Genomic DNA, 25,845 nt, shown 5'->3' with positions numbered 1-25,845 from the left:
CCGTCGGGGCGAGGTCCGTCGCCAGGACGAACGCCAGTCAGGCGAGACTAGATCAAGGACGCGGAACCGCAAGTCGCGGTGACCGTCGGACCCGCGCACCCCGGCCGCAGACTTTGGCGGCCCGGAACCAGGAAGGAAGACGCCATGTCCGCTGCTCAGCAGATCCCGCCCACCGTCGACTTCGAGGCCATCAAGTCACGGCAGAAGTCGACATGGGCCTCCGGCGACTACGCCATCATCGGAACCACCCTGCAGATCGTCGGCGAAACCCTCTGCGAGGCCGTCGACCTGCGCGCAGGCCAGCGTGTGCTCGACGTCGCCGCCGGCAATGGCAACGCCACGCTGGCGGCAGCACGACGCTTCGCCGACGTCGTGTCCACCGACTACGTCGGAGCGCTGCTGGAGCGCGGCAGGGACCGCGCCAGGGCAGAGCGGCTCATGGTCGACTTCCAGGAGGCCGACGCCGAGGCCCTGCCATTCCCGGACGGCAGCTTCGATGTCGTGCTGTCGACGTTCGGCATCATGTTCACGCCGGATCACGCCCGCACCGCACGAGAACTCGCCCGGGTCTGCCGCAGCGGCGGACGCATCGGTCTCGCCAACTGGACGCCTGACGGGTTCATCGGCCGCCTCTTCAAGGTGATCGGGACCCACGTTCCGCCGCCGGCAGGGGTCAAGTCGCCGGCGCTCTGGGGGACGGAACCCTACGTCGCGGAGCTCTTCGGACGGGACGCCGAGGTCGCATCGACACGGCGGTTCTTCACCTTCCGGTACCGGTCGCCGGCCCATTTCGTCGACCTGTTCCGCGCCGTCTACGGACCGGTCCACAAGGCCTTCGCGTCTCTCGATCCGGCGAAGGCCGAGGCGCTGGAGCACGACATCCTCGCGCTCATCGGAGAGTTCAACACCGCCAGAGACGGCACGGTCGTGGTGCCGAGCGCGTATCTCGAGATCGTCGCCACCCGGTGCTGATCCGGCGCGACGTCTGCAGGACGGTTTGGACCGGGGGCCGCCGTGGCTTCCGGTCCAGCCTGCGTCCGGCTACCAGCCGTACCAGACGCCCGTTCCGTAGTAGGGGCCTCCGCCGTAGCCATAGCCGTAGTAGCGGGGCCTGTAGTAGGGCCCGCCATAGTATGGCCCCGGGCCGTAGTAGTAGCCGCCGGGATAGGTCGAGGCGGCCACGACCGCGCCGCCCACGAGGCCCGCGGTTGCCCCGGCCAGAACCGCGTTGTTGGCGGCCTGTGCCTCCATCCGGTTGTCGCGATAGGCGGTCTGGACGCACCGGTTGAATGTCTTCGTCCCGGGCCGGTAGCCGGAGGCGGCGCACATGTCCTGTGCGCTCATGAGGGATTGTTCCGGCGTCTGACACCCGGCGAGGGCGCAGGACGCGAGGATGGCGAGGGCGAGGCGGTTGAGTGACATCGGCATGTCCCCTTGAAGGGATCGGAGGTCGAAGTCTCCCGCCGCCCGAGGCCGCGGGTCAAGTCCGGCCCATTGCGCAGGCCTCGTCCACTCCGGCGCCGGGGTCGCCTACGCCGTCTTCCGCAGAACAGCGGGGGCCAGCAGGGCCCGCACCCCGGCCTCGTCCGTCGGGCGCCCGATGAAGTAGCCCTGCCCGCTGCAGACACCGAGAAGGCGAAGGGTTTCCATCTCGCTTTCGGTCTCGATGCCTTCCGCAACGATGGTGCATCCGGTCTCGGCCGCGAAATAGATCAGCGCGGCGGCGAGTGCCCGGCGCGCCTGGTCCACGTCCACCGAGCGGGTCAGGCTCATGTCGAGCTTGATGATGTCGGGCTGCAGTTGGACGATGTGCTGGAGCCCCGAATAGCCGGCCCCCGCGTCGTCGATGGCCAGCCGGAAGCCGGCGGCGCGGAGCGGTGCGAGGGCCGCGAGCAGCTGACCATAGTCGCCGACGGGGGCATGCTCCGTCACCTCGATCACCACCCGGCGAGCCGGAACGCCGGAAAGGGCTTCGGCCAGCCGACCGCTCAGCACGGTCTCGGGAGAGGCATTGACTGAGACGTAGATCGGCTCGGGCAGCATGGGGAGGATTTCGAGTCCGGACCGCAGCACGGCGATCTCGAGGTCGACGCCGAGGCCGACACCGAACGCCTCGCCGAACCACTTGTCCGGCGACCGGTAGGGCTCCGGGCGGAACCGGCAGAGCGCCTCGAAGCCGGACGGCTGGCGCTGGCTGAAGCTCCAGATCGGCTGGTAGGCCATCGAGAAGGCGCGCGCCGAGATCACTCCCGCGATCTCCTCGCGCTTGCGCGCCGCCGTGGTCTCCGTCTCATCCTGACGGGTGAGTTCGGCCGCGGCGAGATCGGCGAAGACCCGCATGATCTGCAGGTCCCGTGGATTGAGCGTGCCGTTGGCATGGGGGCTGAGGCAGCAGAACATCCCGAGAGGCGTGCCGTCCTTGCCCCGGATCGGGACGCTCATGTGCGCGCCGATGGGAACGCTCTTCGTGATCGGGATGCTCTGTGCGAGGTCGTAGTCCGACGTGTCCGCCATCAACTCGGGCAGGCGCCCGGCGAGGATGTGCCGGCAATAGACCGAGTCCAGCGGCATCCGGTCGCCGGGCTTGATCATGTGCTCGAGGCCGGGGGCGTCGACCATCCGGAACACCGTCTCGTCGCCCCTGAACTCCGAGATGTACGCGACCTCCATGCCGAGGTGTTTGCGGATCGCCTCAAGGGCGACCTGCACCCCCTCGGGGGAGTCCACCTTGGCATTCAGGGCTGAAGTCAGCACGGGTTGCACCTCGGGCGTCGGTTACGACGATCGTATGACGGGAATCTCTGACGAATCCGTTGCCGAGCCCCGGTCGCCCCGGGTCCCGCGGGGTGGCCGGCGCACCCGAAGCCTGCCGTGCAAACCGCTTGCGCAGCTGCCGCGCCGGCCCTACCGTCCCGACGTCCTGGGGTGCCTTCGGGCTGAGACGGCAGCGGGCCGAACCCATCGAACCTGATCCGGGTCATTCCGGCGGAGGGAGGCGAAACCAATGACTTTGCCGGAACTGCAACCGTCGCCCGAGGCTTCGGCTGGCGTCCTGCGCGCCGTGCGCGCGGAGCGGCCGCTCGTGCACAACATCACGAACTTCGTGGTGATGAACTTCACCGCCAACGTCCTCCTCGCCGCAGGCGCCTCCCCGGCGATGGTTCATGCGGTGGAGGAGGTCGAGGAGTTCGTCGCCTTCTCGCGCGCACTGGTGGTGAACATCGGGACGCTGGATGCCGGCTTCGTGGCCGGCATGGAGCGGGCGGCGACGGCTGCAGCGAAGGCAGGCGTGCCGTGGGTGCTCGACCCCGTCGGCGTCGGCGCGACCGGCTATCGCAACCGGGTCGCCGCCGGACTGCTGGACAGGGGCCCTGCCGTGGTGCGCGGCAACGCCAGCGAGATCATCGCGCTCGCCGGGGTCTCCGGCGCCCGGCCAAGGGGCGTCGACTCGGCGGCCGGAAGCGAGGAGGCGCTGGCCGCGGCAAGGTCGCTGTCGGCGCGCTCGGGCGCCGTGGTCGCCATCACCGGCGCGACGGACTACGTGGTGTCCGGCGACGATGTGAGCGGCATCACCGGCGGCCATCCGATGAGCCAGGACGTGACCGGAACCGGCTGCGCCACGACCGCGCTCGTCGGCGCGTGCCTTGCCGTGGCCGGCCCCCGGGATGGTGCCGTCGCGGCGCTGTCCCTGATGAAGGCGGCGGCGACGCGCGCCGCGGCCGCCGCGCAGGGACCCGGAAGCTTTGCCGTGCATCTGCTGGATGCCCTCCACGCGATCTCCACGGAGGCCTGACCGGTGTCCCGCAACGTCGACCTGAGGGTCTACTTCGTCACCGACGCCCCTCTGACCGCCGGGCGCGAACTCGTCGACGTCGTGCTTGCGGCGGTTCAAGGCGGCGCGACGCTGGTGCAGCTGCGCGACCCTGCCGCCAAGGCGGGACGGCTGCTGGAACAGGCTCGCGCTCTCGTCGCCGCGCTCGCCGGCACGGGCGTGCCGTTGATCGTCAACGACCGGCCGGACGTCGCGCTCGCGGCAGGCGCGGCCGGCGTGCATGTGGGCCAGGACGACCTGCCTCCCGCGGCAGCGCGCGCCATCCTGGGCGAACACGCCGTCATCGGTCTCTCGATCACGCACCCGGACGAGATGGCGTCCGTTCCATGGGACATCGTCGACCACCTTGGCGTGGGTCCCGTCGTCTCCCGCGGCGTCAAGCCGGACGCGGCGGAGCCCATGGGCATCCCCGGCCTCGCGCGATGCGTGCAACTGTCCCGGCGACCCGTCGTCGCCATCGGCGGCATGACGGCCGACGCGGCGGAGCCGTGCATCCGGGCCGGCGCGGACGGCCTCGCCGTGGTCGCCGCCATCGCCGGGAGTCCGGATCCTCGTGCAGCGGCACGCGATATCCGGACCGCCGTCGATGCGGCCCTGCGGTCACGGACCTGAGAGCGGAATCAGCACCTTTTCCCGGGTTCGCGCGGCCGCTCGATCCACGTCTCCACGGCGCCGACACGCCACGAAAGAACGGATCGTCTCCAGCGCGGCACCTTCAGAGGGCATTCTTCTCCCCGCAGGCCCGATCGCGCTGCGTCCGCGGATCCGGCTTGGCGTTCGGAAGCGGGCACGGCAGACTGCCGCTCCGCAGAGACCGTGGTTCGACGACATCCTTCATGACCTCACAGGCGCGCCTCCTGCGCAGCGTCCGACGCAACCTCCTGGCCGCGATCCCGACCATCCTGGCGATCGTGGTGCTCAACTTCTTCCTGCTGAAGCTGGCGCCGGGCGACGCCGCGGACGTGCTCGCCGCGGAGTCGGGCGCCGCCACGGAGGAGCTGATGCGCCAGCTGCGGGCGCGTTTCGGCCTCGATCTGCCGGTCCTGGCCCAGCTGCAGGCCTACCTCGCCGGCCTCGCGCAGGGCAGCCTGGGCTTCTCTCCCCGCTACAACATGCCGGTCGCGGACCTGATCTGGCAGCGGCTTCCGCCGACGCTGCTCCTGATGGCCGTGGCGCTGGTCTTCGCCTTCGTGGCCGGGATCGCTTCGGGCTGCGTGATGGCGCTGCGGGCCAACCGCTGGCCGGACCGCGTCCTGTCGCTGGTCGCGCTTCTGCTCTACTCCCTGCCCGGCTTCTGGGTCGGCCTGATGCTCATCGTGCTGTTTTCCGTGAAGCTCGGCTGGCTGCCGAGCGGCGGACGCGAAACCATCGCGTCGGGGATGACCGGCCTCGATCTCGTTATCGACAGGGCCCGGCACCTCGTGCTGCCAGCCGTGACCCTCGGTCTCTTCTACGTCGCGATCTACGCGCGTCTGACCCGCGCGGCGGTTCTGGAGGTCTCCGAGCTGGACTTCGTCCGCACCGCCCGTGCCAAGGGACTGTCGGGGACGGCCGTGGCCGTGCGCCACGTGCTGCGCAATGCGCTGATCCCCGTGACCACGATGGCCGGCATCCACATCGGCGGCATCCTCGGCGGCGCGGTCGTCGTGGAGACCGTCTTCACCTGGCCCGGCCTCGGCCGGCTCGCGTTCGAGGCGGTCCAGCGCCGTGACTTCAACGTGCTGCTCGGCGTGCTGCTGCTCTCCTCGATCATGGTGATCGTCGTGAACATGCTCGTCGATCTGCTGCAGGCTTGGCTCGACCCCCGGATCGGGGATGCGGCATGACCGACACCACGGTGCCCACGGTGTTTCGCCCGACGCGGTCGGGCTGGCGAACCCTTCTCGCCAATCCCGCAGGTATCGCCTCCCTCGCCTTCCTCGCCGTCGCCATCGCGCTGGCCGTCGCCGCGCCATGGCTCTATCCGGAGGATCCGCTGGCCATGGTGGCGCGCCCGCTGCTGTGGCCCTTCCAGAACCCGGCCTATCCTCTCGGCACGGACAGCCTGGGACGCGACGTCGCCGCCGGCGTGATATGGGGCGCGCGGGTCTCGCTCCTCGTCGGCGTTGCGGCGATGGTGCTCGGTGTCGCCATCGGTCTCGTCGTCGGCGCCATGGCCGGCTACTTCGGCGGCCGGGTGGACCTCGTGCTGGTCAAGATCATCGAGATCTTCCAGACGCCGCCGAGCTTCCTGCTGCTCGTCGTGCTGGTCGCGGTCGCGCAGCCCTCGCTCGCCACGGTCGTTGGCGCCATCGGCATCGTGACGTGGCCGACGACGGCGCGGCTGGTGCGGGCCGAGTTCCGCAGCCTGAGGGGAAAGGACTTCGTCATGGCGGCCCGCAGCCTCGGCTACGGGCACGGCCGGATCATCCTGCAGGAGATCCTGCCCAACGCGCTCCCACCGCTCATCGTCAGCTCGTCGGTGCTGGTCGCCACGGCGATCCTGATGGAGTCTGCTCTCTCCTTCCTCGGCCTGAGCGACCCCAACGTCGTCAGCTGGGGCAGCATGATCGGCGCGGGTCGCGAACTGCTGCGGACAGCCTGGTATCTCAGCGCCGTGCCCGGGCTCGCCATCGTCGCCACGGTGCTGGCCCTCAACACGCTCGGCGACGCGCTGAACGACGCGTTCAATCCCCGCCTCGCCTCCCGGGAGCCGGAGGCATGAGCGGCACGGTGCCCCTCCTCGAGGTCGACGGCCTCACTGTCGCGTTCGGTCCGGTAGCGAGGGTCGTCGGCCTGTCGTTCCACGTGATGCCGGGTGAGACACTCGCCATCGTCGGTGAGTCGGGCTCGGGAAAGTCGCTCACGGCCCTCGCCGTCATGCAGTTGCTGCCGCGCGGCGCCAGGATCGCCGCCGGATCCGTGAAGCTCGCGGGCGACGATCTCGCCTCGCTGCCGGAACCCGCGCTGCGTCGCATCCGGGGTCGTCGGGTCGCCATGGTGTTCCAGGAACCGATGACGTCTCTGAACCCGGTGATGACCGTCGGCGACCAGATCGCCGAGGGGCTGCGCCTGCACCAGGGATTGAGCCGGGCGGCAGCACGACGCAGGGCTGCAGAACTGCTGGACCTCGTGAGGGTGCCGGATCCGCAACGCCGGCTGGACGAGTTTCCGCATCGCCTCTCCGGCGGCCTGCGCCAGCGCGTCATGATCGCCATGGCGGTGGCGTGCGGTCCCGACCTCCTGATCGCCGACGAGCCGACGACGGCCCTCGACGTCACGATCCAGGCGCAGGTTCTCGACCTCATCGACCGGCTGCGGCGCGAACTGACGATGGCCGTCCTGCTGATCACCCACGACCTCGGGCTCGTGGCACAGTGGGCCGATCGCGTCGCCGTGCTCTATGCCGGCCGCCAGGTCGAGGCAGGTCCTGCGACCGATATCTTCGTCCGGCCCAGGCACCCCTACACCGCCGGCCTCGCGGCTGCCTCGCCGCGCCTGGGCGGAGCGGGCGGCTATCGCTCGGCCCCGCTGGCAGAAATCCCCGGCAGCATCGCCGGCGCGCCACGACAGGGGTGTGCCTTCGCGCCGCGGTGCGACCGGGCGCTGCCATCCTGCCGCCAGGCGGTCCCGCCCCTCGTTGACCTGCCCGATGGCGGAAAGGTCGCGTGTCCCGTCGTGCTTGCCGGAGCGGAGGTGCTCCGGTGACGCTCCTGGCCGTCCGCGACCTCAGGACCCACTACGCCACGCCAGGCGGACTGCTGCGCGCCGTCGACGGCGTCGATCTCGACGTCGGGCGCGGCGAGACCGTCGGGCTGGTGGGCGAGTCCGGCTGCGGTAAGTCGACGCTCGCCAAGGCCATCCTGGGCCTGGCGCCGGTCACGTCGGGGTCCGTGCTCGTCGACGAGCAGGAGATCGCCGGCCTCCCCGACAGCCGAATGGTGCCGTTCCGCCGGCGGATGCAGATGATCTTCCAGGACCCGTTCGGCTCGCTCAACCCGAGGCACCGGGTCGGGGCGATCCTCGAGGCGCCGCTTGTCGTGCACGGTCGCGGCAGCGCCCGGGAGCGGCGGGACGAAGTGGCGCGCATGCTGTCGCTCGTCGGCCTGCCGCCCGAGGCGGCGGGGCGGTTCCCGCACGAGTTTTCCGGCGGGCAGCGCCAGCGCATCGGCATCGCGCGGGCCCTGATCCTGCGGCCGGAGTTGATCCTCTGCGACGAGCCGGTGTCGGCGCTCGACCTGTCCGTGCAGGCCCAGATCCTCAACCTGATGGCCCGCCTCAAGGTGGAGTTCGGCCTGTCGTACCTCTTCGTCTCCCACGATCTCGCGGTGGTGCGCTACTTCACCGACCGGGTCCTCGTCATGTATCTCGGCCGCATCGTCGAGAGCGCGCCGGTCGCGACGCTGTTCTCCCGACCGCTGCACCCCTACACGAGTGCCCTGATCGAGGCGGTTCCGGACCCCGCGCGTCGGCGCCACGCCGCGCCCGTCGCCGGCGATCTGCCCAGCCCGCTCGACCAGCCGCGTGGATGCCGCTTCCACCCGCGATGCCCGCTGGCGATCGACCGATGCCGCAGCGAGGCGCCGGAACTGCAGGCGTTCACGGACGACCACCGCGTCGCCTGCCACCGGTCCGGAGAGATAGCGGAGGGATCGGTCGCGGCGGCTACAACGCGAGCAGGTCGTACGGGCTGAGCGTCATCCGCTCGACGCCCGTTGCCGTGACCAGCACCTGGTCCTCGATGATGAACCCGCCGAGCCCGTCCACATAGTGCGGTGCCTCCACGGCCAGCACCATGCCCGCCTCTGCCGCGACATCGCTGTCGGCGGCGATGAAGGGCCACTGCTCGCTGAAGGGGTCGTTCCCGAGCCCATGGCCGAAATGGCCGCGCGCATAGCCCGCGACGCCATGGCGGCGGATCGTGTCCAGCATGGTGAGGTAGACGTCGGCCAGCGGGACGCCCGGTGCGAGACGGCTGAGGCCGGCCTCCAGTCCGTCCCGAAGGGCCGCATGGAGTTCGCATGCCGCGCGCGAGGAACGACCCACGCAGACGGTGCGCGCGAAATCCGACGAATATCCGGACACGAGGACCCCGAGGTCGAACTTGATCACGTCGCCCTGTTCGGCCGGCCGGCCGGCGCCCCATGGATCGGGTCCGACCGAGATGTAGTCCCAGAGACCTGTCGTGGCGGCTCCGGCCGCCCGGGCGGCCTCGCGCACGCCGTGGCCGTAGAGGTCTCCAAGCTCGCGCGGCGCGGCACCGGGCCGGACGCCCTCCAGCGCTCGGCGGAAGCCCGCCTCGGTCAGCGACGCGGCCGTGCGGAGGCGGTGGATCTCGCGCGGCGTCTTCACCATGCGCAGGCGGCGGATCGTCCCCGTCCCGTCGATCAGCTCCGCACGCGGGAGCGCCTCGCGGATGGCCGGCATGTCGGCCACCGGCACGAAGCCGAGGTCGAGACCGAGCCGCGCATCGGAGAGCCCCGACGCGGCGAGCCGCTCCGCCAGCAGGGACAGGGAGAGGCGCGGATCGAAGGTCGCGGGACGCGGATCCGCTTTCCCTGATCCGAGAAGGCTGGCGAGCGGTGTCCCGTCGGCATGCAGCGGAACGCTCGCCGTCTCCACCCAGATCCGATGGAACGCCACGTCAGCCGCCTGGCAGCCCCTCGCCACGGCGCCGCGCGACAGGTCCGGGAGGACGCCGATCATCGCCGCCGACGGCGCGCGGGGAACGACCGCCATCGCCGCGCCGGCTCGCCGGAAAAGCGCCGCCGGACCCGGATTGACGTCGAGGGCCCACGCGACATGCTCGGGCTGGAACAGCACCAGCGCGTCGATCCCCGCCTGTTCCATGAGCTCCGCGGCGCGACGGCGGTCGATGGTGAGGTCGTTCATCCGCTCAACTCCCGGCCAGGGCGTGACTCCACGCCCCCCATATCCCACTCTGGCGCACAGACAGCACACGGCAGAGCCATGATGGCACGCTCCCATATCCTGCTCATGCAGGCCCAGGACATCCTGTGGCGAAAGGGATACTGGACCGGCGCCCGCCCCGAGGTGAAGACCCGGACCCTCCCGGTCGAGGATGACGCGACCGCCGCCGCGCTCCTCGACGAGCCCTGCAACCGCATCCGGATGAACTGATGGCACTGCAACGCGGGACTGCGCCCGGTCCGGCGAGCGCACTGGGCCTCGCCATCGATCACGTCGGCGTCGTCGTCCGGGACCTCGCGGCCGAGGTCGAGAGGTGGCGGGGCGAAGGGTTTCTCGTGTCCGATCCCGTCGCGCTGATGGGGCAGGATGGCACGGGCCGTGCCCGGCCACTCGGGCAGTCGAGCGCCCATGTCGTCTTCCAGAACGCCTATGTCGAGCTCTCGTCGCCGGATCCGGGCAGCGGCAATCATCTCGAGCCCTATCTCGCCCTCGGCGACGGCATCCGGATCCTCGTGGTCGCGGTCGCCGACGCCGAGACGGCGCGGGCAGCCCTCGCCGCGGAGGGCGGGGACATCGGCCCTGTGCGGACGGCAGCCCGGGACGTCATGGTCGAGGGCGACGCTTTTCGCGCGACCTTCCGCTGGTTCCCGCTGCCCCGCGACATCGTGCCCGGCGTGCTCTCGGCTGTCGTGGAGCACGAGACGCGCGACCGGGTGCTTCACACGAGTCTGTGCCGGCACCCCAACGGCCTGCGCCGGATCGACGCGTTCGTCGCCGAGGGAAGGTCGGACGACATCAGGATGCTGCCACGAGCGGTGAAGGGGCTGCAGGATGCTCCACCCCTCCTGCTGGCCGGGTCGACGGCGGCGGCACGGCTCTCCGGGCTGGTTCTCTCCGGAGAACGCGAGGTAGAACAATTCTTCCGCGTCACGGCGTGAGGAGAGAGGGACTTTTTCCGAGATCGCGCCGCCGGGGAAGGCGCTTGTTTTTTGCCAAGCACGCGTTGCCCGCCGCCGGACCGCGTGCTGATATCGGGAACCCCCCCATCGCGAGCGATCACCATGCTGAGACGCACCTTCCTCCTCCTGTCCTCCGCGGCCCTCGGCGTGACCCTCGCCGGCGCGGCGGCGCAAGCCCAGACGGAGGCACCGAAGCCAGGCGGCACGCTGCGCTTCGTGATGAAGTACGAGCCGCCGACGCTGTCCTCGATCAACAACACGTCGACCCCGCTCACCTCCGGCAAGATCTTCGACGGGCTCGTCACCTACGACTTCGACCTCAAGCCGCGCCCGCAGCTCGCGACGTCATGGACCGTCTCCCCGGACGGCCTGCAGTACACGTTCAAGCTGCGCGAGGGTGTCACCTGGCATGACGGTAAGCCCTTCACGTCGGCCGACGCAGCCTTCTCCATCCTGCGGCTCAAGCAGGGTCATCCCCGCGGTCGCAGCACCTTCGCCAATGTCGTGGAAGCCAACACGCCGGACCCGACGACGCTGGAACTCGTGCTGTCGAAGCCGGCCCCCTACCTCATGGTCGCCCTCGGGCCATCGGAGTCCCCGATCGTCCCGAAGCACCTCTATGAGGGCGTCGACGTGGCGACCCCGCCCGGCCCGCCGCTGCTCATCGGCACCGGACCGTTCATCCTCAAGGAGTGGGTGCGCGGCAGCCACACGGTGTTGGAACGCAACCCCAACTACTGGGACAAGCCGAAGCCCTATCTCGACCGGGTCGTCATCCGCTTCATGCCGGACGCCGCGGCGCGAGCCGCGGCCTTCGAGGCTGGCGACGTCGACCTGGGCAGCAGCGCCCCCGTGCCGCTCGCGGACCTGCCGCGCTTCGAGGCCGATCCGCGCTTCACCGTGCTGCGGCAGGACTACGCCTACTCCGGCGCGCAACACCAGATCTTCTTCAACCTGGAGACGGAGACCCTCAAGGACAGGCGCGTCCGCGAGGCCGTCGCCCATGCGCTCGACCTGAACCGGATCGTCGACACCGTGTTCTACGGCGCGGCGAAGGTGTCGCCCTCGCCGGTCAGCGTCGCGCTCGGCCCCTGGTACGACCCCACGATCAAGCCGCGCGCCTTCGACCCCGCGCGCGCCGAGAAGCTGCTCGACGAAGCCGGTCTGCCGAAGAAGGCGGACGGAACGCGCGTACAGTTGCGCCTGCTCATCAACCCGTTCATCGACGCGCGGCTGGCCGAGTTCGTCCGCCAGTCGCTGCGGCGGGTGGGCATCGACGCGGTCATCCAGCCGCGCGAGTTCGCCGCCTATGTGAAGCAGGTCTACGCGGACCGGCAGTTCGACCTGATCATCGAGTCGCTCTCCAACGTGTTCGACCCGACGGTCGGCGTGCAGCGCGGCTACTGGTCGAAGAACTTCAAGCCGGGCCTGCCCTTCTCCAACTCGGCCCGCTACGAGAGCGCCGAGGCCGACCGGCTGCTCGAGGCTGCCGCCGTCGAGAACGACCCGGCGAAGCGCAAGGCGCTGTTCAACGAGTTCCAGCAGCTGATCTACCGGGACATTCCCTCGGTCGACATGATCTCGCCGCTGGAGGTGGTGATCGCGAACAAGAAGCTTCGCAACTTCGCCGTCGGCGCAGAGGGCGTCGGCAGCAACTGGGCGGACGCCTACTTCGCCAACTGAGGGACCGAAGACCATGGCCGCAGGCCGCATCATCCAGCGCGAGACCGGAGCGACGGCGACGCTGGAGGGCACCGGGCTGCCCGTCGTGGTCTCGGCGACCGGCGGGCGGCTCGACGTCGTGACCCGCCCCGCCGAGCCCGGGTTCAACCCGCTCGGCCTGCTCTACGCGTCGGTCGCCACCTGCCTCGTGCTCAGCGTCCGCAACGTGGCCGCCCAGCGCGGGCTTTCCGCACGGCTTCGCCACGTCGAGGCATCCGTGCGAGGAACGAAGGCGCCCGACCCGCCCTCCCGCGTCGAGCACCTCCATCTGGCCATTACCATCGACGGCGATCTCGACGAGGCGACGAAGCGGGCCCTGATCGATGAAGCCGAGACCGTATGCACGGTCAGCAACACGCTGCGGGCCCGTCCGACGATCAGCCTCGACTGAGAGAACAGGGCCGGCCGCACCGCGCACTCACGCGGACCCGCTGGAGGCCGTGCGGCCGAGGCGGCTGGAGGGCCCCCGGGAACTGCGTCCCTGTCCACGTGGCCCGGTCGAGCCTCCTGCCTGCCTGTCCCGTTCGACGGCCCCTGCCATTGAGCTGAGCCGGTGGGAACGGTATCCCGGACAGTGGGACCATGTCCGGAGGGGGCGAAGCCGTGGGCGCAATGACGGAGTCACTGAACGTCCTGCCGCTGGACACCGTGGGCGCCGTCGCCCTGGCCTGCGTGTTCCTGGCGATGACGGCTGCCGGAATCGGTGTCGAGCCTGCCCGGGTCCTGGCCCGCGGCTTCCCCGCCCGCGCCGTCGTCGCAGCGCTGCTCGTCGCACTGGTCGCGGTGCCGATCACGGCCATTCTCCTTGCCGAAGTCCTCGGCCTGCAGAGCGGCCCTCTCGTCGGCCTGCTCCTGATGGGCATCAGCCCCGGAGCACCGCTGGCGCTTCGCAAGTCGCACCAATCGGGGGGCGACGCGGAGTTCGCCGTCGTCCTGCAAGTTGCAGTAGCAGTCCTCGCCATCGGCGCGGTGCCGCTCTGGATCGCCATCCTGCAGGCCGTCTACGGCCGCGAGGCGGGCCTTTCCGTCGCCGTCCTCGCAAAGCAGGTCTTCCTCGCGCAGGTGCTGCCGCTCTCGTGCGGCATCGCGTTGCGCCATCTCGCGCCGGCGCGGGCCCGCCAGCTCGTGCGACCGATGCTGATCGCAAGCGGCGTGCTGATGGCGACGGTGGGCGCGCTCATTCTCTTCGTATTGTGGCGACCGCTCGCCGGACTGCCGCCGGCAGCCTTCGTCGCATCGGCAAGCCTGACGATCGTGGCTCTCGTCCTCGCTTACGCAGCCTGCGGCCCGTCGCCGTCGCGTCGGATGTCGGCGGGAACGATCTGCGCGCTGCGCAATCCCGGCGTCGCCTTGCTAATTGCGTCAGCCAATGGCCTTCCGGCGGGCGCGAAGGTGATGGTCATCGCCCATGTCCTCGTCACGGCCATCATTCTCGCCGTGTATCTGGGCCTGCTGAAGCGCGGCGAGGACTACCGGCGGGAGGCGACGCCGACCGCGCCTTGAAAAACCTGTGCGCCGCTGCGCATGGGCGTCCGGCCATCTCGCGCATTGGCCCCAGTCGACCTGCCCCACGCGGCGGAAACGCCCGTCCGGGTCTGGATCATGGGCCGGCCGCGCCCAAGATAAGGGATCGCAAGAAAGAGGGAGACGACGCATGAGTTGGCTCGAGACGTCCTACATGGGCAGGAGAGGCGTGGCCCGCGGGACGCAGGGGCGCACGCACGAGATCACCGAAGCCGTGCAGGGCGAGTACCGCTATGTCTACGGGCCGTATGCGGAGCCCGTGATCCGCATCAGGCCGGGCGACATCGTCGCCGCGCACACGAAGGATGCCTTCGGCGGCGCGATCAAGACCGAGGCCGACCTGCCCTCGAAGGTGCTCAACATGCCCTTCGTCAACCCGCAGAACGGCCCCATTGCCGTCGAGGGCGCGGAGAAGGGCGACGTCCTCGCCGTCCGCATCATCTCGATCGTGCCGCGTGGGCCTCAGCCCGCCGGCACCACGGCGCTGATCCCCGAATTCGGCGGACTCGTCGCGACGCCGACGACGGCGATGCTCAACGCGCCCCTGGCCGAGAAGGTCAAGAAGATGGAAGTCACGCCGGCCGGCGTGAAGTTCTCAGACCGGGTGACCCTGCCCTATGAGCCCTTCGTCGGCACGCTCGGCGTCAGCCCGGAGATCGAGGCGGTGTCGTCGCTGCAGCCGGACTACTGGGGCGGCAACATGGACCTGCCGGACGTAGCGCCGGGCGCCATCGTCTACTTCCCCGTGCAGCACAAGGACGCCTTCCTCTATATGGGCGACTGCCACGGACGCCAGGGCGACGGTGAACTCTGCGGCGTCGCGGTGGAAATTCCCGCAGTGCTGACGGTGCAGGTCGACCTGATCAAGGGGTGGAGCATCCCCGGTGTCCGGCTGGAGACCGAGGACTTCATCATGAGCGTCGGCAGCGCACGTCCCATGGAGGACGCCGCCCGCATGGCCTACCGCGACCTGATCCGGTGGCTGGTCTCCGACTACGGCTTCGACGAATCCGAGGCCTATTTCCTGTGCACTCAGGCCGGCCGCGTCCGCGTCGGCAACATGGTCGACCCCAAGTACACGCTGGGGGCGTCGATGCTGAAATCCTACATCCGCTGAGAGAGAGGCCACGATGGATCTCGGACTGAAGGGACTGAACGCGCTCGTCACGGGCGGCAGCAAGGGCATCGGGCGGCGCTGCGCCGACATCTTCGCGGACGAAGGCGCGAACGTGTCGGTCTGCGCGCGCAATGCCGGCGAGGTCACGGAGACCGTCGCGGGCGTGACGGCCAAGGGCGTGAAGGGCTTCGGACAGGCCGTCGACGTGGCCGACAAGGCCGCGCTCGAAGGCTGGGTCGCGGCCAGCGCCGAGGCGCTGGGCGGCCTCGACATCCTCGTCGCCAACGTCTCGGCCCTGGCGGTCGAGAACAACGAGGAGGCCTGGAGGAAGGGCTTCGAGGTCGACATGCTGCACACCGTGCGCGCCGTGAACGCCGCCCTGCCCTACCTCGAGAAGTCGAAGGCGCCCGCCATCGTCATCATCTCGAGCGTCTCGGGCCGGGAGGTCGACTTTACGGGACCGGCCTATGGCGCGTTCAAGGCGGCGCTCGTGCACTACTCGCAGCGGCTCGCCTTCGAGCTCGCGCCGAAGATGATCCGCGTGAACGCGGTTTCGCCGGGCAACACCTATTTCGATGGCGGAATCTGGCAGTACATCGAGCGGAACATCCCCGACCTCTTCAAGCAGGCCCTGTCGCTCAACCCGACCGGCCGCATGGCGACGCCCGAGGAGATCGCGCGCGGCGTCGTCTTCCTGGCAAGCCCGGCGTCCTCCTTCACGACCGGGACGAACCTCGTGATCGACGGCGCCCTGACGAAGGGCGTGCAACTCTGACGCCCGGGCGTCGGCAGCCGCTCGGGGCGCCGACAGGAGCGGAAAAGGAACCGAAGATGGAACGGCGGCCCAAGGCAGGGCCGCCGTTGCCTTTAACGGGTTCAGCCGCCCCCCTCCGACGGCACAGACGACCCCCGGGAAGGGCCCTTGACCTGCCGCGAGCGCTCCGCGGCGGGCTCCCGGGCCACGAAGGGCTTGCGCCGCTGCGGAAAAAGAGCGATCTGCCGACGACTGGCCCGACCGCGACGTCGGCCGGTTCCACATCGTTGACGAGGCATATGATGGGCGACAACCGCATCGTACTCATTGACCGCCACCCCGGCCGGTCGACCCAGACGCTCGGGATCGCCCGGGAACTCGGGACGGACCCCGGCCTGATCCACGAGCCCTCCGTGGGCGTCGTGGGCACCAAGGGCGACAGCCAGTGCTACATCGGGGTGATGGAGAAGGTCGACGCGATCCATGCCGAGCTCAAGGCGAGCATCGGCAGCGAACCCGGCAAGCTGCGCCTGCGCCTTGTCCAGCCCGAGTACACGATCGCCACGTCCGACGGCATGCGCAACGGCACGCCGGAGATGCGCTATTCGCTGATCGGCCGCGAGGTGACGCACGACTCGATGTGCGAGCACCTCGAGGCGACGGGACTTGCCGGCGTCATCGCCGTGGTGGCCTGTGACAAGCCCCCGGTCGGCGTCCTTGCCTCGCTGCTCGAGCACAACCAGCCGGGCATCATCATGTCCGACGGGCCGATCCGGCCCGGCAAGGACCCGGCGACGGGCGAACTGCTGGACATCGTCAGCGCCTTCCAGGCCGCTGGGCACCACGACGCCGACCACCGAGAGCGGATCGCGTGCCACGCCTGCCCTGGCTATGGCAGCTGCGGTGGCATGTTCACCTACAACACGATGCAGACCTTCATCGGCGTGCTCGGCATGCAGCCGCTGGAGATGGTCGCGCCCGCCTCCGACGATCCCCGCCGCACGACGACCTTCCCCAAGCAGCTCGTCGGCCACCTCGCCAGCATGATGAAGTCCGGCCTCAGGCCCCGCGATATCGTGGTCGAGGATTCGCTGCGCAACGCCGTGATCGTCGCGATGGCGATCGGCGGCTCGACCAACGTGGTCCTCCACGTCCCGGAGATTGCCCGCGCTGCAGGGTTTGGCGACTTCTGGAAGGACGTGATGACGCAGGAGGAGTTCAATCACCTCTCGCGCAACGTCGTGCCGGTGCTCACCAACGCGCGGCCCTACGGCGCCCATTCGATGATCGACATCGACCGCGTCGGCGGCGTGCAGGTCATCGTCCGCGAACTGCTCGACGCGGGGCTCCTCAACGGCAACGTCCTGACCTGCACGGGCGAGACGCTCGCCCAGCAGGTGGAGCGCCTCAATCCGCCGCGTCCTGACGGCGACGTGATCTTCCCGGTCGCGAAGCCCTACAAGCCCACGGGCGGCCTGCGCCTGCTGCGCGGGAACCTGTCCCCCGACTACTCGGCCATCCTGAAGCTCGCCGGGGTCGAGGGCGGGCTCGAGAACAACGTGTTCCGCGGTCGGGCCCGCGTGTTCGAAGGCGAGCGCGATCTGCTGCGCAAGCTCGACGAGGATCCCGGCAGCTTCCAGGACCGCGACATGGTGGTGGTCCGTTACGAGGGCCCCAGCGGCGCTCCGGGCATGCCGGAGATGCTCGATCCCACCTCGCGCATCACCAGCCTCTGCCGCGAGCGCGGCATCGTCATCGCCCTGATGACAGACGCGCGCTTTTCGGGCGGGTCGGTCGGGCTCGTCATCGGCCATGTCGGCCCCGAGGCCGCCCTTGGCGGTCCGATCGCGCTGATCGAGGAGGGCGATGAGATCGTCGTCGACCTAGACGCGAACACGCTGGACTGCACGCCGCTGAAGGACCCGGCCATCGCCGCCTCCCGCCGGGCCGCGTGGGACAAGGTGGTCGCCGACAACGGCGGCCAGCACCCCAACTGCGGCATTGCCGACACCCGTCTCCTGCACCGGGCACGCCACATGGCCGTGCCGGCCATCAGGGGAGGTGGCCTGCAGCCGGACCGGGTGGTGTGGGTGCGCGACGCACGCCAGGCGAAGCGCAGCGGCTTTGTCCCAGCCAATCGGCATCGCTGAGATCCTGGCGGCCCTCGCCCGGCCGAACGATCGCGGCGAGGGCCGAAGGTTGCGGAACCGGATCGCTTCGTCGGAACTTGCGCATCGGCCACGCCACCTCGGCGAGGCACGGGAGGTGCGCGATGAGCAGCCGTTTCGCAAGCCTGACCTTCGAGCGGACCGTGACCGCGTCCGTTCCCGTCCTGTGGCAGGTCTGGACGGCTCCGGCGGCCCGGGCCCTCTGGGCGGCGCCGGTGCCGGACGTGGAGGTGGTCTTCCTCGAGGCGGATACCCGGCCGGGCGGCCACGAGGTGTCCCTGTGCCGGGTTGCCGGAAAATCCGACATCCGCTGCGAGATCGGCTGGCTGGAGATCCAGCCGGAGGTCAGAACCGTGAATTACGAGACCGTCTCGTCCGAGGGAGCCCCTCTCGCGAGCGCGCTCGTCACGGCGGAGTTCACAGGCGCGGATGACGGCAGCCGGATCCTGGTGACGGTCCAGCTGTCTGCGGCGGCGGAACAGATGGAGGACGGGTACCGGCAGGGGTTCGGACAGGGCATGAACCACCTCGCGGATGTCGCAGCCCGCACCATGGTGCTGCAACGGATGATCGGTGCGCCACGCACAGCAGTCTGGAATGCCTGGCTGAACCCGGAGACGCTTCCCCAATGGTGGGGACCGGACGGCTTCTCCTGCCGGACGAAGCGGATCGACTTGCGCGACGGCGGCGAGTGGGTCTTCAACATGATCGCCGCCGACGGCACGGTCTACCCCAACCACCATCGCTACCGGGAGGTCCGGGAGCGGGAGCGGATGAGCTACACGCTGCTCTGGGGCGAAAACGGACCGAAGCACGCCGATGCGTGGGCGTCCTTCGAGGAGACGGCCGGGGGAACGCGCGTCACGCTCGCGATGGTCTTCGCCTCCGTCGAGGAATGCCGGCAGGCGCGCGGCTTCGGAGCGGAGGCCCTCGGCATGCAGACGCTCGGAAAGCTGGCGCGGTTCGTCGGGGCCGACTGATCGTTCCGCCCGGCCGGGAAGAGCCCGGCCACGGGCGGACAAGCAGCCCAGCGACGCAGGACGTCTTCGCAGTCGCGTCTTCGTCCGCGCCATGGCATTGATGCATCAGCATCGAGAATGGGGAGGACCCGCGATGGGCGAGAAGGTGGCGATCGTGACGGCCGGTGGAAGCGGCATGGGCGCGGCGGCGGCGCGGCGTCTGGCGGCGGACGGCTTCCGCGTGGCGATCCTCTCGTCGTCCGGCAAGGGCGAGGCCCTGGCAGCGGAACTCGGCGGCTTCGGGGTCACGGGCTCGAACCGGTCGAACGACGACCTCGGGCGGCTCGTCGACGGCGCCATGGAGCGCTGGGGTCGCATCGACGCGCTGGTCAACAGCGCGGGCCACGGGCCGCGCGCACCCATCCTGGAGATCACCGACGAGCAGTGGCACACGGGGATGGAGATCTACTTCCTGAACGTGGTGCGCGCGGTGCGCCTCGTCGCGCCGATCATGAAGGCGCAGAAGGGCGGCGCCATCGTCAACATCTCGACCGCCTGGGTGGCGGAGCCGAGCGCCATGTTCCCGACGTCGGCGGCCTTCCGGGCCAGCCTCGCGGCCTACACCAAGATTTTCGCCGACACCTTCGCGGCGGACAACGTGCGCATGAACAACGTGCTGCCGGGCTGGATCGACAGCCTGCCCGGCACCGAGGAGCGGCGACAGTCCGTGCCGATGGGCCGGTACGGCTCGGCCGACGAGGTGGCGGCGACGATCGCCTTCCTCGTCTCGCCCGGCGCCGGCTACATCACGGGACAGAGCATCCGCGTCGACGGCGGCCTGACCCGCTCGGTCTGAGCGTTCTCGATCCCGCGGTTATCGACGGGCGCCGGCGGCAACGGCGATCAGGGCCGAAACGTCGGGCGCAGAGCCGAGGCCGCGCGACCGCCCGATGAGGGCGGCGGCGCCGTCCGTCCCGATGACGGGTGCCGACAGGTCGGTGACCTTGGCGTCGAGTTCGGCGTCGGTCAGCGGGCGGTGCAGGCTGCCGATCGCATGCTCGACGAAGAGGTGATGGACCTGCCCGTCCGTCGTCGTCAGCGTCACGTCGGCCTGGTCCTCGTGGATCCCCGGCGAGGCGACTGCCGTCACCTTCTGCCGCAAACCCACGATCACCGGATCCGTCACGACCTCGTCGGCGTACTCGTGCTCGCCGCAGCGGCCGTGGACGATGGCGGCGGCACAGGAATGATAAACGGAGAACTTGCCCTCGAGTCCCGTGCGCGGCGCGGTCTTGCCGGTCAGTTCGAGCACCAGCGGGTGCACCTTCAGCGCGATGGACTGCACCTTGTCGGCCGTGAGGCCCAGGCGGTTGCGCAACTGGACGCAGCCGTCGATGGCGGGGTGGATGACGATGCCGCAGGCGAAAGGCTTGTAGGTGTTGAGGGCGATCTCCCACGTGTCACCGAGCCCGCCGACGATCTCGTTCGGATCGAACTTCGTCGACGCGACGTGGGCGAAGCCGCGCGGCGCCTCGATGCCCCGATCGGAACTGGTGAAGTCCTGGGCCGCGAGGAAGGCGGCGAAGGTCCCGTTCTGCGCGGCACGTCCCGGGTGGAAGGGCTTGCACATGGTCCCGAACATTTCGCGCAGGCCGGATGACTGCGTCGCCGCGATGCCGAGCGCCCACGTCATCTGCTGGGGGGTGAGGCCGAGGACCTTCCCCGCCGCCGCCGCGGCGCCGAACACGCCGGCCGTGCCGGTGATATGCCAGCCACGATCGTAATGGTCGGGATAGACGGCATTTCCGATGCGGCACTCGACCTCGACGCCGAGGATGAAGGCGTGGAGGAGGTCTCGGCCGGTCAGCGGCCGGGTCTCGGCCAACGCCAGAAGGCCCGAGGCCACCGGCCCCGCCGGGTGGATGATGGTCTTCAGGTGGGTGTCGTCGAAGTCGAAGACATGCGACGAGATGCCGTTGAGGAGGGCCGCGTGCAGGACGTCGGTGCGCGTGCCGCGCCCGAGAACGGTCGCCTGGGCGGGCCCGGCGAAGGGCAGCAGCGCCGCCGTCGCCCGGTCCAGCGCAGGATGGAGCGACCCGCCGACCGCACAGCCGATCCAGTTCAGGAACGAGCGCGTCGCCTCCGTGTAGACCGCAGCGGGCACGTCGTCCGGGCGCGATTCCACGACGAAGCGTGCAAGGGTCTGGGTGACGGCGGCCTGGTTCATGGCAACTCCCCGGGAGCAAGGCTTTGAACGAGGAGATGACCGACGCAGACGCAAATTGTCAACACTTTGGTCCTCGCTTGAGCCCTTGATGGCCCATTCAGAGCGCAGGAGACAGCTTTGGCGCAATAATTGTTGACGATCGACAACGTCCGGCTTCACACTGCCGGTCATGGCTGAGACGGCTGACATCGAGGTCCTGCGCACCCGCTCGCTGGCGAGCGTGCTCGAGCGCGAGATCGAGAGACGCATTCTGTCGGGCGAGATCCCGGCGGGCGGCCGCATCAACGAGAACCAGCTGGCGACCCAGTTCGGGACGAGCCGGGGACCGATCCGGGAGGCTCTTCGCGCCCTCGAGGGCGCGGGACTGGTGGAATCGATCCCCAATCGCGGCAACTTCGTCCGTTCGGTGACCGTGCAGGAAGTCCGCGAGGTCTACGAGATCCGCGCGGCGCTCTTCGGCCTCGCCGGTCGCCTGCTGGCGGAGCGGGCCGGCCCGGAGGTCATCGCCCGCCTGGACGACTTCATCGAGCGCATGGAGCGCGCGGCGGGCGAACGCGACTTCGACAGCTACTATCCGCTCAACCTCGCCTTCCACACCTTCATCCTGGATGCCTGCGGCAACGCGACCCTGGCGCGCGAGTACAAGTCGTTCGTCAAGCGCCTCACGCTGTTCCGCGCGAGGAGCCTGGTGCAGGGCGGCGGGCTCACCGTGTCGAACCGGGAACATCGCGAGATGGTCGAGTCCATCCGCGCACGCGATGGCGCGTGGGCCCACGAGGCCCACATGCGGCACGTCTCCAACGCCAAGAACCGTCTTCTCGCCGTCCTCAGGGAGGAGGCCTACGCCGAACCGGCCTGAGGGCGTCTCGTCACTGCGCAGAATGGAGCGGCGTCGACGCCGCCGGAAAGGGAGTAACGATCATGAGGAGCCTGTTGGGAGCCATCGTCGGGGCGGCCGCCTCGGCGTTCCTGGTCGGCGGCGCGGCGGCCGAGCCCGCCGCCTACCCGCACAAGGTGGTCACGCTCGTGACCCATTCGAGCCCGGGCGCGGGCAGCGACATCTTCCTGCGGGAGCTGGCGAAGCAACTGCCGAAGTACATCAACGCCACGTTCGTCGTGGAGAACGTCAGTGGCGGCAGCGGCGCACGCGCCATGACCAAGCTGGCGACCTCGAAGCCGGACGGCAGCGTCTTCTACGCGACGACCCCGACGTTCGTGTTCACCTCGCTGCTCAGCAAGCCGCAGAATACCTACAAGGACCTGCAGCCCCTGGTGAACTTCTTCACCGACCCGACCCTGCTGTACACGCGCGCAGACGGCCCCTTCAAGACGCTCGACGACGTGATCAAGAGCGCGAAGGAGAAGCGCGGGCGCTGGGGCGCCTCGACGCCGTCCTCGATGGAGCGGCAGGCCGCCGAGCTCCTCAAGAAGAACGCCAACGTGCAGGCCGCGGTCGTGTCGCACGACGGCGGCGGCGAGCTCCTGCTCAACGTCCTCAACGGCACGCTCGACATCGGCGTCGGCGAGTACGTCGAGCTCCGCCCGCAGATCGAGGCCGGCAAGGTCCGCATCCTCGCCACCTTCACCGACAAGCGCGTCGCGGCGCTGCCGGACGTGCCGACGGTCAAGGAGCTCGGCTACAACGTGGTCCTGCGCAAGTACCGCGGGCTCGCCGGCCCGCAGGGTCTCCCTCCGGACGTCATCGCGATCTGGGAGAAGGCGGCGCAGCAGCTGCTGGCCGACCCCGAATACCTCAAGGTCGTCAGCGGCGAGGCCCTGATCCCCGACTTCATCCCGCAGAAGGACTATGCCGCCTTCATCGCGAAGTTCGCCGATGAGTCGGAGGCGTTCTTCAAGGAAAACGGTGTGATCAAGTGATGACGCCCGCCATGCGGTCCGCGATCAGGGACGTCGCCGCCGGCGGCGTCCTCCTCGTGGTGGCGGGCCTTTACTACTGGCAGACACGCCAGATCCAGCAGTCCAGCCTCTCGGACGACGTCGGCCCCGAGGGCCTCCCGCTCGTTCTCGCGGCAGCCCTTGCGCTCGTCGCCGCAGCGATCGCGGTCAAGGGCGTGGTCCTCGCTCTGAGAGCCCGGGCACTGCCCGTCGCCGGCGCGCCCGTGGACGATGAGGATGCGCCGGCATCCCTGCCCCGGGCACTGGGTTTCCTCGCCATCGGCGTGGGCTACATCCTGCTCGCGCCCTACACCGGGTTCGCCATCGGCATCGCCCTGCTCGTGGCGACGGTGGCACTGTACGAGGGCATCAGGCCCGACTGGCGCCTCGCCGCCGTCGCAGTCGGGGCAGGTCTCTTCTTCTGGGTGGTTTTCGTGAAGTTTCTCGGCACGGAACAGCCCGTCGGACTCCTCTTCTGAAGGCCCGGCCGTGGACGATCTCCTCAGGGCTCTCACGCTCCTCGTCACCACCCCGCTCATCCCGGCCGCCCTGGTCGGCCTCGTGTGGGGGATCATCGGCGGCGCGATGCCGGGCATCTCCGCGTCGATCACCATGGCGCTGGTGCTGCCGTTCACCTACACGCTCGATCCGATGTCGGCTATCGTGCTGCTGGCGTCCGTCTACATCGGCGCGGAGTACGGCGGCTCAATCCCCGCGATCCTGATCCGGACGCCAGGCACGAACTCGGCCGCCGCGACGGTGATCGACGGCTACGAGATGAACCGGCAGGGAAAGGCGGGCGAGGCGCTCGGCATCTCGCTGTGGTCCGGCGTCGTGGGGAGCCTGATCGGGCTCGCGTTGCTTGTCCTCCTCACCGAGCCGCTGTCGCGGATCGCGCTCCTCTTCAAGCCGATGTCGTATTTCGCCATCGGCATCCTCGGCCTCAGCATCATCGCGTCCTTGGCCGGCGGCTCCCTGCTCAAGGCGCTCGCCTCGGCCATCGTCGGCCTCATGGTCGCGACGGTCGGGTCCGATCCCATCTCGGGCGTGAGCCGGTTCGCCTTCGGCATTCCCGAGCTCCTCTCGGGCGTGAAGCCGATCATGGTCATGGTCGGCCTCTTCGCGGTCAGCGAGCTCCTGCTGCAGTCGGGCGGAGCGGGGGTGGGCGAGGCCCTCAAGCAGGCGATCCGCCTGCGCCTTCCCTCCCTGCCGATGATGCGCCGGCTCCTGAAGCCGCAGCTGATCGGCTCCGGCGTGGGGACCTTCGAGGGCCTGATGCCGGGCGGCGGTGGCTCGATCGCAGCGTTCCTGTCCTACAACGAGGCGCGGCGCTGGTCGAAGCATCCGGACGAGTTCGGCAAGGGCTCGCCGGAGGGCATCGCGGCGCCGGAGGCGGCCAACAACACCGTCGCCAGCACGGCGCTCATCCCGCTGCTCAGCTTCGGCATCCCGGGTTCGAACTCGGCCGCGGTGCTGCTCGGCGGACTGCTGATCCACGGGCTCATGCCCGGGCCTCGCCTGTTCGAGCAGAACGCCGACGTGGTGATCGGCCTCTACACGGGCTCGCTGGTCGCGATCCTGGCGCAGATCGCGGTCGGCATCGTCATCCTGCCGCTTTGCATCTGGCTGGTGAACCGGCCTCGACCGTACCTCGCCGGCGTTGTGTTCGCCCTTGTCCTGTCCGGCATCTACACGATCAACGGGACCATGTTCGATGTCGGCCTCGTGCTGTTCGGCGGGCTCGTCGGCTACCTCATGAAGCTGTCCGGCTTCCCCTTCCTGCCGGCCGTCCTAGGCGTCGTGCTGGGTCCGCTGGTGGAGGCGAACTATCGCCGCTCGCTCATGCTCTCGGGTGGCGACCACGCGATCTTCCTCGAGGATCCGATTGCCATCGGCCTCCTGATCGTCGCGGTGCTCTTCGTCGTCGTCGCGCTCGTGCGGGAGGTCATGGACGCGCGAAAGGCCCGCCTGGCCGCGATGGGATCATGATGGAGCCCCGCGTTTCAGGCAAGACGCAGCGCCTGCCAGAGGTAGAGGATGCCGGCGACGAGCGCGAAGGCCTCGACGGCGAGCGCATGCCGCCGCACGCCCGCGCGGCGCACCAGCATGGCACCCAGCCATGCCCCGGGAAGGGTGGCGGCACCGATGGCGAGCGCGGCAAGCAGCCGGTCGGGCGTGAGGACGCCGAGCAGGGCGAACGTGCCCGTGCGGACGATCGACGTGCCGACGGCGAGAGCAGCGTCGGTCGCGATGAGCGCCGGTCCGGCCAGACCCGCCCCGAGCAGCACCGGGATGGCAAGCGCGCCTGCACTGATGCCGAGGCTGCCGACGAGGCCGAGCGCGGCGGACAGCAGGGCGAGCGAGATCGGCGAGAGGCTGAGGTTTCGCGCGCGGGCCATTCGGCCAATGGGGACCGAGGCGACGAGGATCAGGCCGATGGCCCCCGCCACCGCCCAGGCCGGCAGGGACGCCTGCACATGGGCACCGGCCACGGCGGCCGGCGCGGCAGCGGCCAGCGCCACAGCGAGGGTGCGGCCCTCCACGGCGCCGCGATAGGCGACGATGCGCCCGGCATTCGCCACGAGCATCGCTGTCGTGATCATCGGCACCACGGCATCGACGCCGTAGACGGCGGACACGGCAAAGGACAGCAGGACCCCTGCGCCAAGGCCGAACACGGCACCGAAGGCGCCCGCCACCGTGGCCGAGAGCGCAAGCAGGGCAAGCGCGGCGGCATCGGGAAAAGTCGTCGCTTCAGGCATCGGATCGGAGTGGCA

25 protein-coding genes, 1 pseudogene and 1 riboswitch are annotated in these 25,845 nt (G+C 69.7%); of the genes and pseudogenes, 21 read left to right on the top strand and 5 right to left on the bottom strand.

From position 1 onward, the window contains the following. Positions 1-144: 144 nt before the first annotated feature. Positions 145-972, top strand: a complete 828-nt coding sequence (locus tag ACX9GQ_RS19050; RefSeq protein ID WP_459631163.1) for a class I SAM-dependent methyltransferase — start codon at positions 145-147, stop codon at positions 970-972. A 69-nt stretch (positions 973-1,041) separates the two neighbouring features. Here the strand turns inward: ACX9GQ_RS19050 and ACX9GQ_RS19045 are convergent, their stop codons facing one another. Both ACX9GQ_RS19045 and ACX9GQ_RS19040 read right to left on the bottom strand, forming a co-directional pair. After that, positions 1,042-1,422, bottom strand: a complete 381-nt coding sequence (locus tag ACX9GQ_RS19045; RefSeq protein ID WP_459631162.1) for a hypothetical protein — start codon at positions 1,420-1,422, stop codon at positions 1,042-1,044. 108 nt (positions 1,423-1,530) lie between these two features. Further along, on the bottom strand, positions 1,531-2,754 hold the full coding sequence (locus tag ACX9GQ_RS19040; RefSeq protein ID WP_459631161.1) for a sensor domain-containing phosphodiesterase: 1,224 nt from the start codon (positions 2,752-2,754) through the stop codon (positions 1,531-1,533). Between the two features lie 157 nt (positions 2,755-2,911). Continuing rightward, positions 2,912-3,010, top strand: a riboswitch (TPP riboswitch). Between ACX9GQ_RS19040 and thiM the strand changes: the two genes are divergently transcribed. The 6 genes and pseudogenes from thiM to ACX9GQ_RS19010 all read left to right on the top strand — a co-directional run bounded on the left by thiM (position 3,005) and on the right by ACX9GQ_RS19010 (position 8,505). Beyond that, a complete protein-coding gene (thiM, locus tag ACX9GQ_RS19035) occupies positions 3,005-3,793 on the top strand; it encodes a hydroxyethylthiazole kinase (RefSeq protein WP_459631160.1) in 789 nt (262 codons plus the stop codon). (Overlaps the previous riboswitch by 6 nt.) A 3-nt stretch (positions 3,794-3,796) precedes the next feature. Then, on the top strand, positions 3,797-4,444 hold the full coding sequence (gene thiE / locus ACX9GQ_RS19030) for a thiamine phosphate synthase (RefSeq protein WP_459631159.1): 648 nt from the start codon (positions 3,797-3,799) through the stop codon (positions 4,442-4,444). A 224-nt stretch (positions 4,445-4,668) separates the two neighbouring features. Further along, complete coding sequence (locus ACX9GQ_RS19025; protein WP_459631158.1) at positions 4,669-5,658, top strand: ABC transporter permease; 990 nt, start codon at positions 4,669-4,671, stop codon at positions 5,656-5,658. A gap of 35 nt (positions 5,659-5,693) precedes the next feature. Next, a pseudogene (locus ACX9GQ_RS19020) lies at positions 5,694-6,536 on the top strand (ABC transporter permease); the annotation flags it as partial. Then, entirely contained in the window at positions 6,533-7,519 is a 987-nt protein-coding gene (locus ACX9GQ_RS19015; protein ID WP_459631157.1) for an ABC transporter ATP-binding protein, read from the top strand. The pseudogene ACX9GQ_RS19020 and the gene ACX9GQ_RS19015, both read left to right, overlap by 4 nt. After that, the gene (locus ACX9GQ_RS19010) at positions 7,516-8,505 is read left to right on the top strand and encodes an ABC transporter ATP-binding protein (RefSeq protein WP_459631156.1); all 990 of its coding nucleotides are present in this window, start codon (positions 7,516-7,518) and stop codon (positions 8,503-8,505) included. Before ACX9GQ_RS19015 ends, ACX9GQ_RS19010 begins: the two co-directional genes overlap by 4 nt. Here the strand turns inward: ACX9GQ_RS19010 and ACX9GQ_RS19005 are convergent. Next, the gene (locus ACX9GQ_RS19005; RefSeq protein ID WP_459631155.1) at positions 8,477-9,703 is read right to left on the bottom strand and encodes a M24 family metallopeptidase; all 1,227 of its coding nucleotides are present in this window, start codon (positions 9,701-9,703) and stop codon (positions 8,477-8,479) included. The two genes, ACX9GQ_RS19010 and ACX9GQ_RS19005, sit on opposite strands and share 29 nt — an antisense overlap. An 81-nt stretch (positions 9,704-9,784) precedes the next feature. Between ACX9GQ_RS19005 and ACX9GQ_RS19000 the strand changes: the two genes are divergently transcribed. The 10 genes from ACX9GQ_RS19000 to ACX9GQ_RS18955 all read left to right on the top strand — a co-directional run bounded on the left by ACX9GQ_RS19000 (position 9,785) and on the right by ACX9GQ_RS18955 (position 19,801). Continuing rightward, entirely contained in the window at positions 9,785-9,952 is a 168-nt protein-coding gene (locus ACX9GQ_RS19000) for a hypothetical protein (RefSeq protein WP_459631154.1), read from the top strand. Further along, a complete protein-coding gene (locus tag ACX9GQ_RS18995) occupies positions 9,952-10,680 on the top strand; it encodes a VOC family protein (protein WP_459631153.1) in 729 nt (242 codons plus the stop codon). Before ACX9GQ_RS19000 ends, ACX9GQ_RS18995 begins: the two co-directional genes overlap by 1 nt. Positions 10,681-10,803: 123 nt before the next feature. Then, positions 10,804-12,384: an ABC transporter substrate-binding protein gene (locus ACX9GQ_RS18990; protein WP_459631152.1), complete on the top strand. Its 1,581-nt coding sequence runs from the start codon at positions 10,804-10,806 to the stop codon at positions 12,382-12,384. A gap of 13 nt (positions 12,385-12,397) precedes the next feature. After that, complete coding sequence (locus ACX9GQ_RS18985) at positions 12,398-12,814, top strand: OsmC family protein (protein ID WP_459631151.1); 417 nt, start codon at positions 12,398-12,400, stop codon at positions 12,812-12,814. Positions 12,815-13,035: 221 nt separating this feature from the next. Next, positions 13,036-13,926, top strand: a complete 891-nt coding sequence (locus ACX9GQ_RS18980) for a hypothetical protein (protein ID WP_459631150.1) — start codon at positions 13,036-13,038, stop codon at positions 13,924-13,926. Positions 13,927-14,077: 151 nt separating this feature from the next. Continuing rightward, on the top strand, positions 14,078-15,064 hold the full coding sequence (locus tag ACX9GQ_RS18975) for an acetamidase/formamidase family protein (protein WP_459631149.1): 987 nt from the start codon (positions 14,078-14,080) through the stop codon (positions 15,062-15,064). A gap of 13 nt (positions 15,065-15,077) precedes the next feature. After that, entirely contained in the window at positions 15,078-15,839 is a 762-nt protein-coding gene (locus ACX9GQ_RS18970) for an SDR family NAD(P)-dependent oxidoreductase (protein WP_459631148.1), read from the top strand. 281 nt (positions 15,840-16,120) lie between these two features. Then, complete coding sequence (locus ACX9GQ_RS18965; protein ID WP_459631147.1) at positions 16,121-17,968, top strand: dihydroxy-acid dehydratase domain-containing protein; 1,848 nt, start codon at positions 16,121-16,123, stop codon at positions 17,966-17,968. Between the two features lie 122 nt (positions 17,969-18,090). Further along, entirely contained in the window at positions 18,091-18,966 is an 876-nt protein-coding gene (locus ACX9GQ_RS18960) for an SRPBCC domain-containing protein (protein WP_459631146.1), read from the top strand. Between the two features lie 133 nt (positions 18,967-19,099). Next, positions 19,100-19,801 (top strand): SDR family oxidoreductase, encoded by a 702-nt coding sequence (locus tag ACX9GQ_RS18955; protein ID WP_459631145.1) that lies wholly within the window; start codon positions 19,100-19,102, stop codon positions 19,799-19,801. Positions 19,802-19,819: 18 nt separating this feature from the next. Here ACX9GQ_RS18955 and ACX9GQ_RS18950 read toward each other — a convergent pair whose 3' ends face one another. After that, positions 19,820-21,172 (bottom strand): MmgE/PrpD family protein, encoded by a 1,353-nt coding sequence (locus tag ACX9GQ_RS18950; RefSeq protein ID WP_459631144.1) that lies wholly within the window; start codon positions 21,170-21,172, stop codon positions 19,820-19,822. A 169-nt stretch (positions 21,173-21,341) separates the two neighbouring features. On the opposite strand from ACX9GQ_RS18950, the gene ACX9GQ_RS18945 reads away from it, so the two are divergent. The 4 genes from ACX9GQ_RS18945 (at position 21,342) to ACX9GQ_RS18930 (ending at position 25,057) form a co-directional block, all read left to right on the top strand. Continuing rightward, positions 21,342-22,031 carry an FCD domain-containing protein gene (locus ACX9GQ_RS18945; protein WP_459631143.1) on the top strand — a complete coding sequence of 230 codons (690 nt, stop codon included), beginning with the start codon at positions 21,342-21,344 and terminating at the stop codon, positions 22,029-22,031. Positions 22,032-22,093: 62 nt separating this feature from the next. Continuing rightward, positions 22,094-23,050 carry a Bug family tripartite tricarboxylate transporter substrate binding protein gene (locus ACX9GQ_RS18940; protein ID WP_459631142.1) on the top strand — a complete coding sequence of 319 codons (957 nt, stop codon included), beginning with the start codon at positions 22,094-22,096 and terminating at the stop codon, positions 23,048-23,050. An 11-nt stretch (positions 23,051-23,061) separates the two neighbouring features. Beyond that, positions 23,062-23,547: a tripartite tricarboxylate transporter TctB family protein gene (locus ACX9GQ_RS18935; protein ID WP_459631141.1), complete on the top strand. Its 486-nt coding sequence runs from the start codon at positions 23,062-23,064 to the stop codon at positions 23,545-23,547. 10 nt (positions 23,548-23,557) lie between these two features. Beyond that, entirely contained in the window at positions 23,558-25,057 is a 1,500-nt protein-coding gene (locus ACX9GQ_RS18930; protein WP_459631140.1) for a tripartite tricarboxylate transporter permease, read from the top strand. A gap of 14 nt (positions 25,058-25,071) precedes the next feature. Here the strand turns inward: ACX9GQ_RS18930 and ACX9GQ_RS18925 are convergent, their stop codons facing one another. Continuing rightward, the gene (locus tag ACX9GQ_RS18925) at positions 25,072-25,830 is read right to left on the bottom strand and encodes a TSUP family transporter (RefSeq protein WP_459631139.1); all 759 of its coding nucleotides are present in this window, start codon (positions 25,828-25,830) and stop codon (positions 25,072-25,074) included. Positions 25,831-25,845: the final 15 nt, after the last annotated feature.

It is taken from the genome of Alsobacter sp. R-9 (genome assembly GCF_054612375.1).
This window is presented reverse-complemented; position numbering and strand designations above follow the sequence as displayed.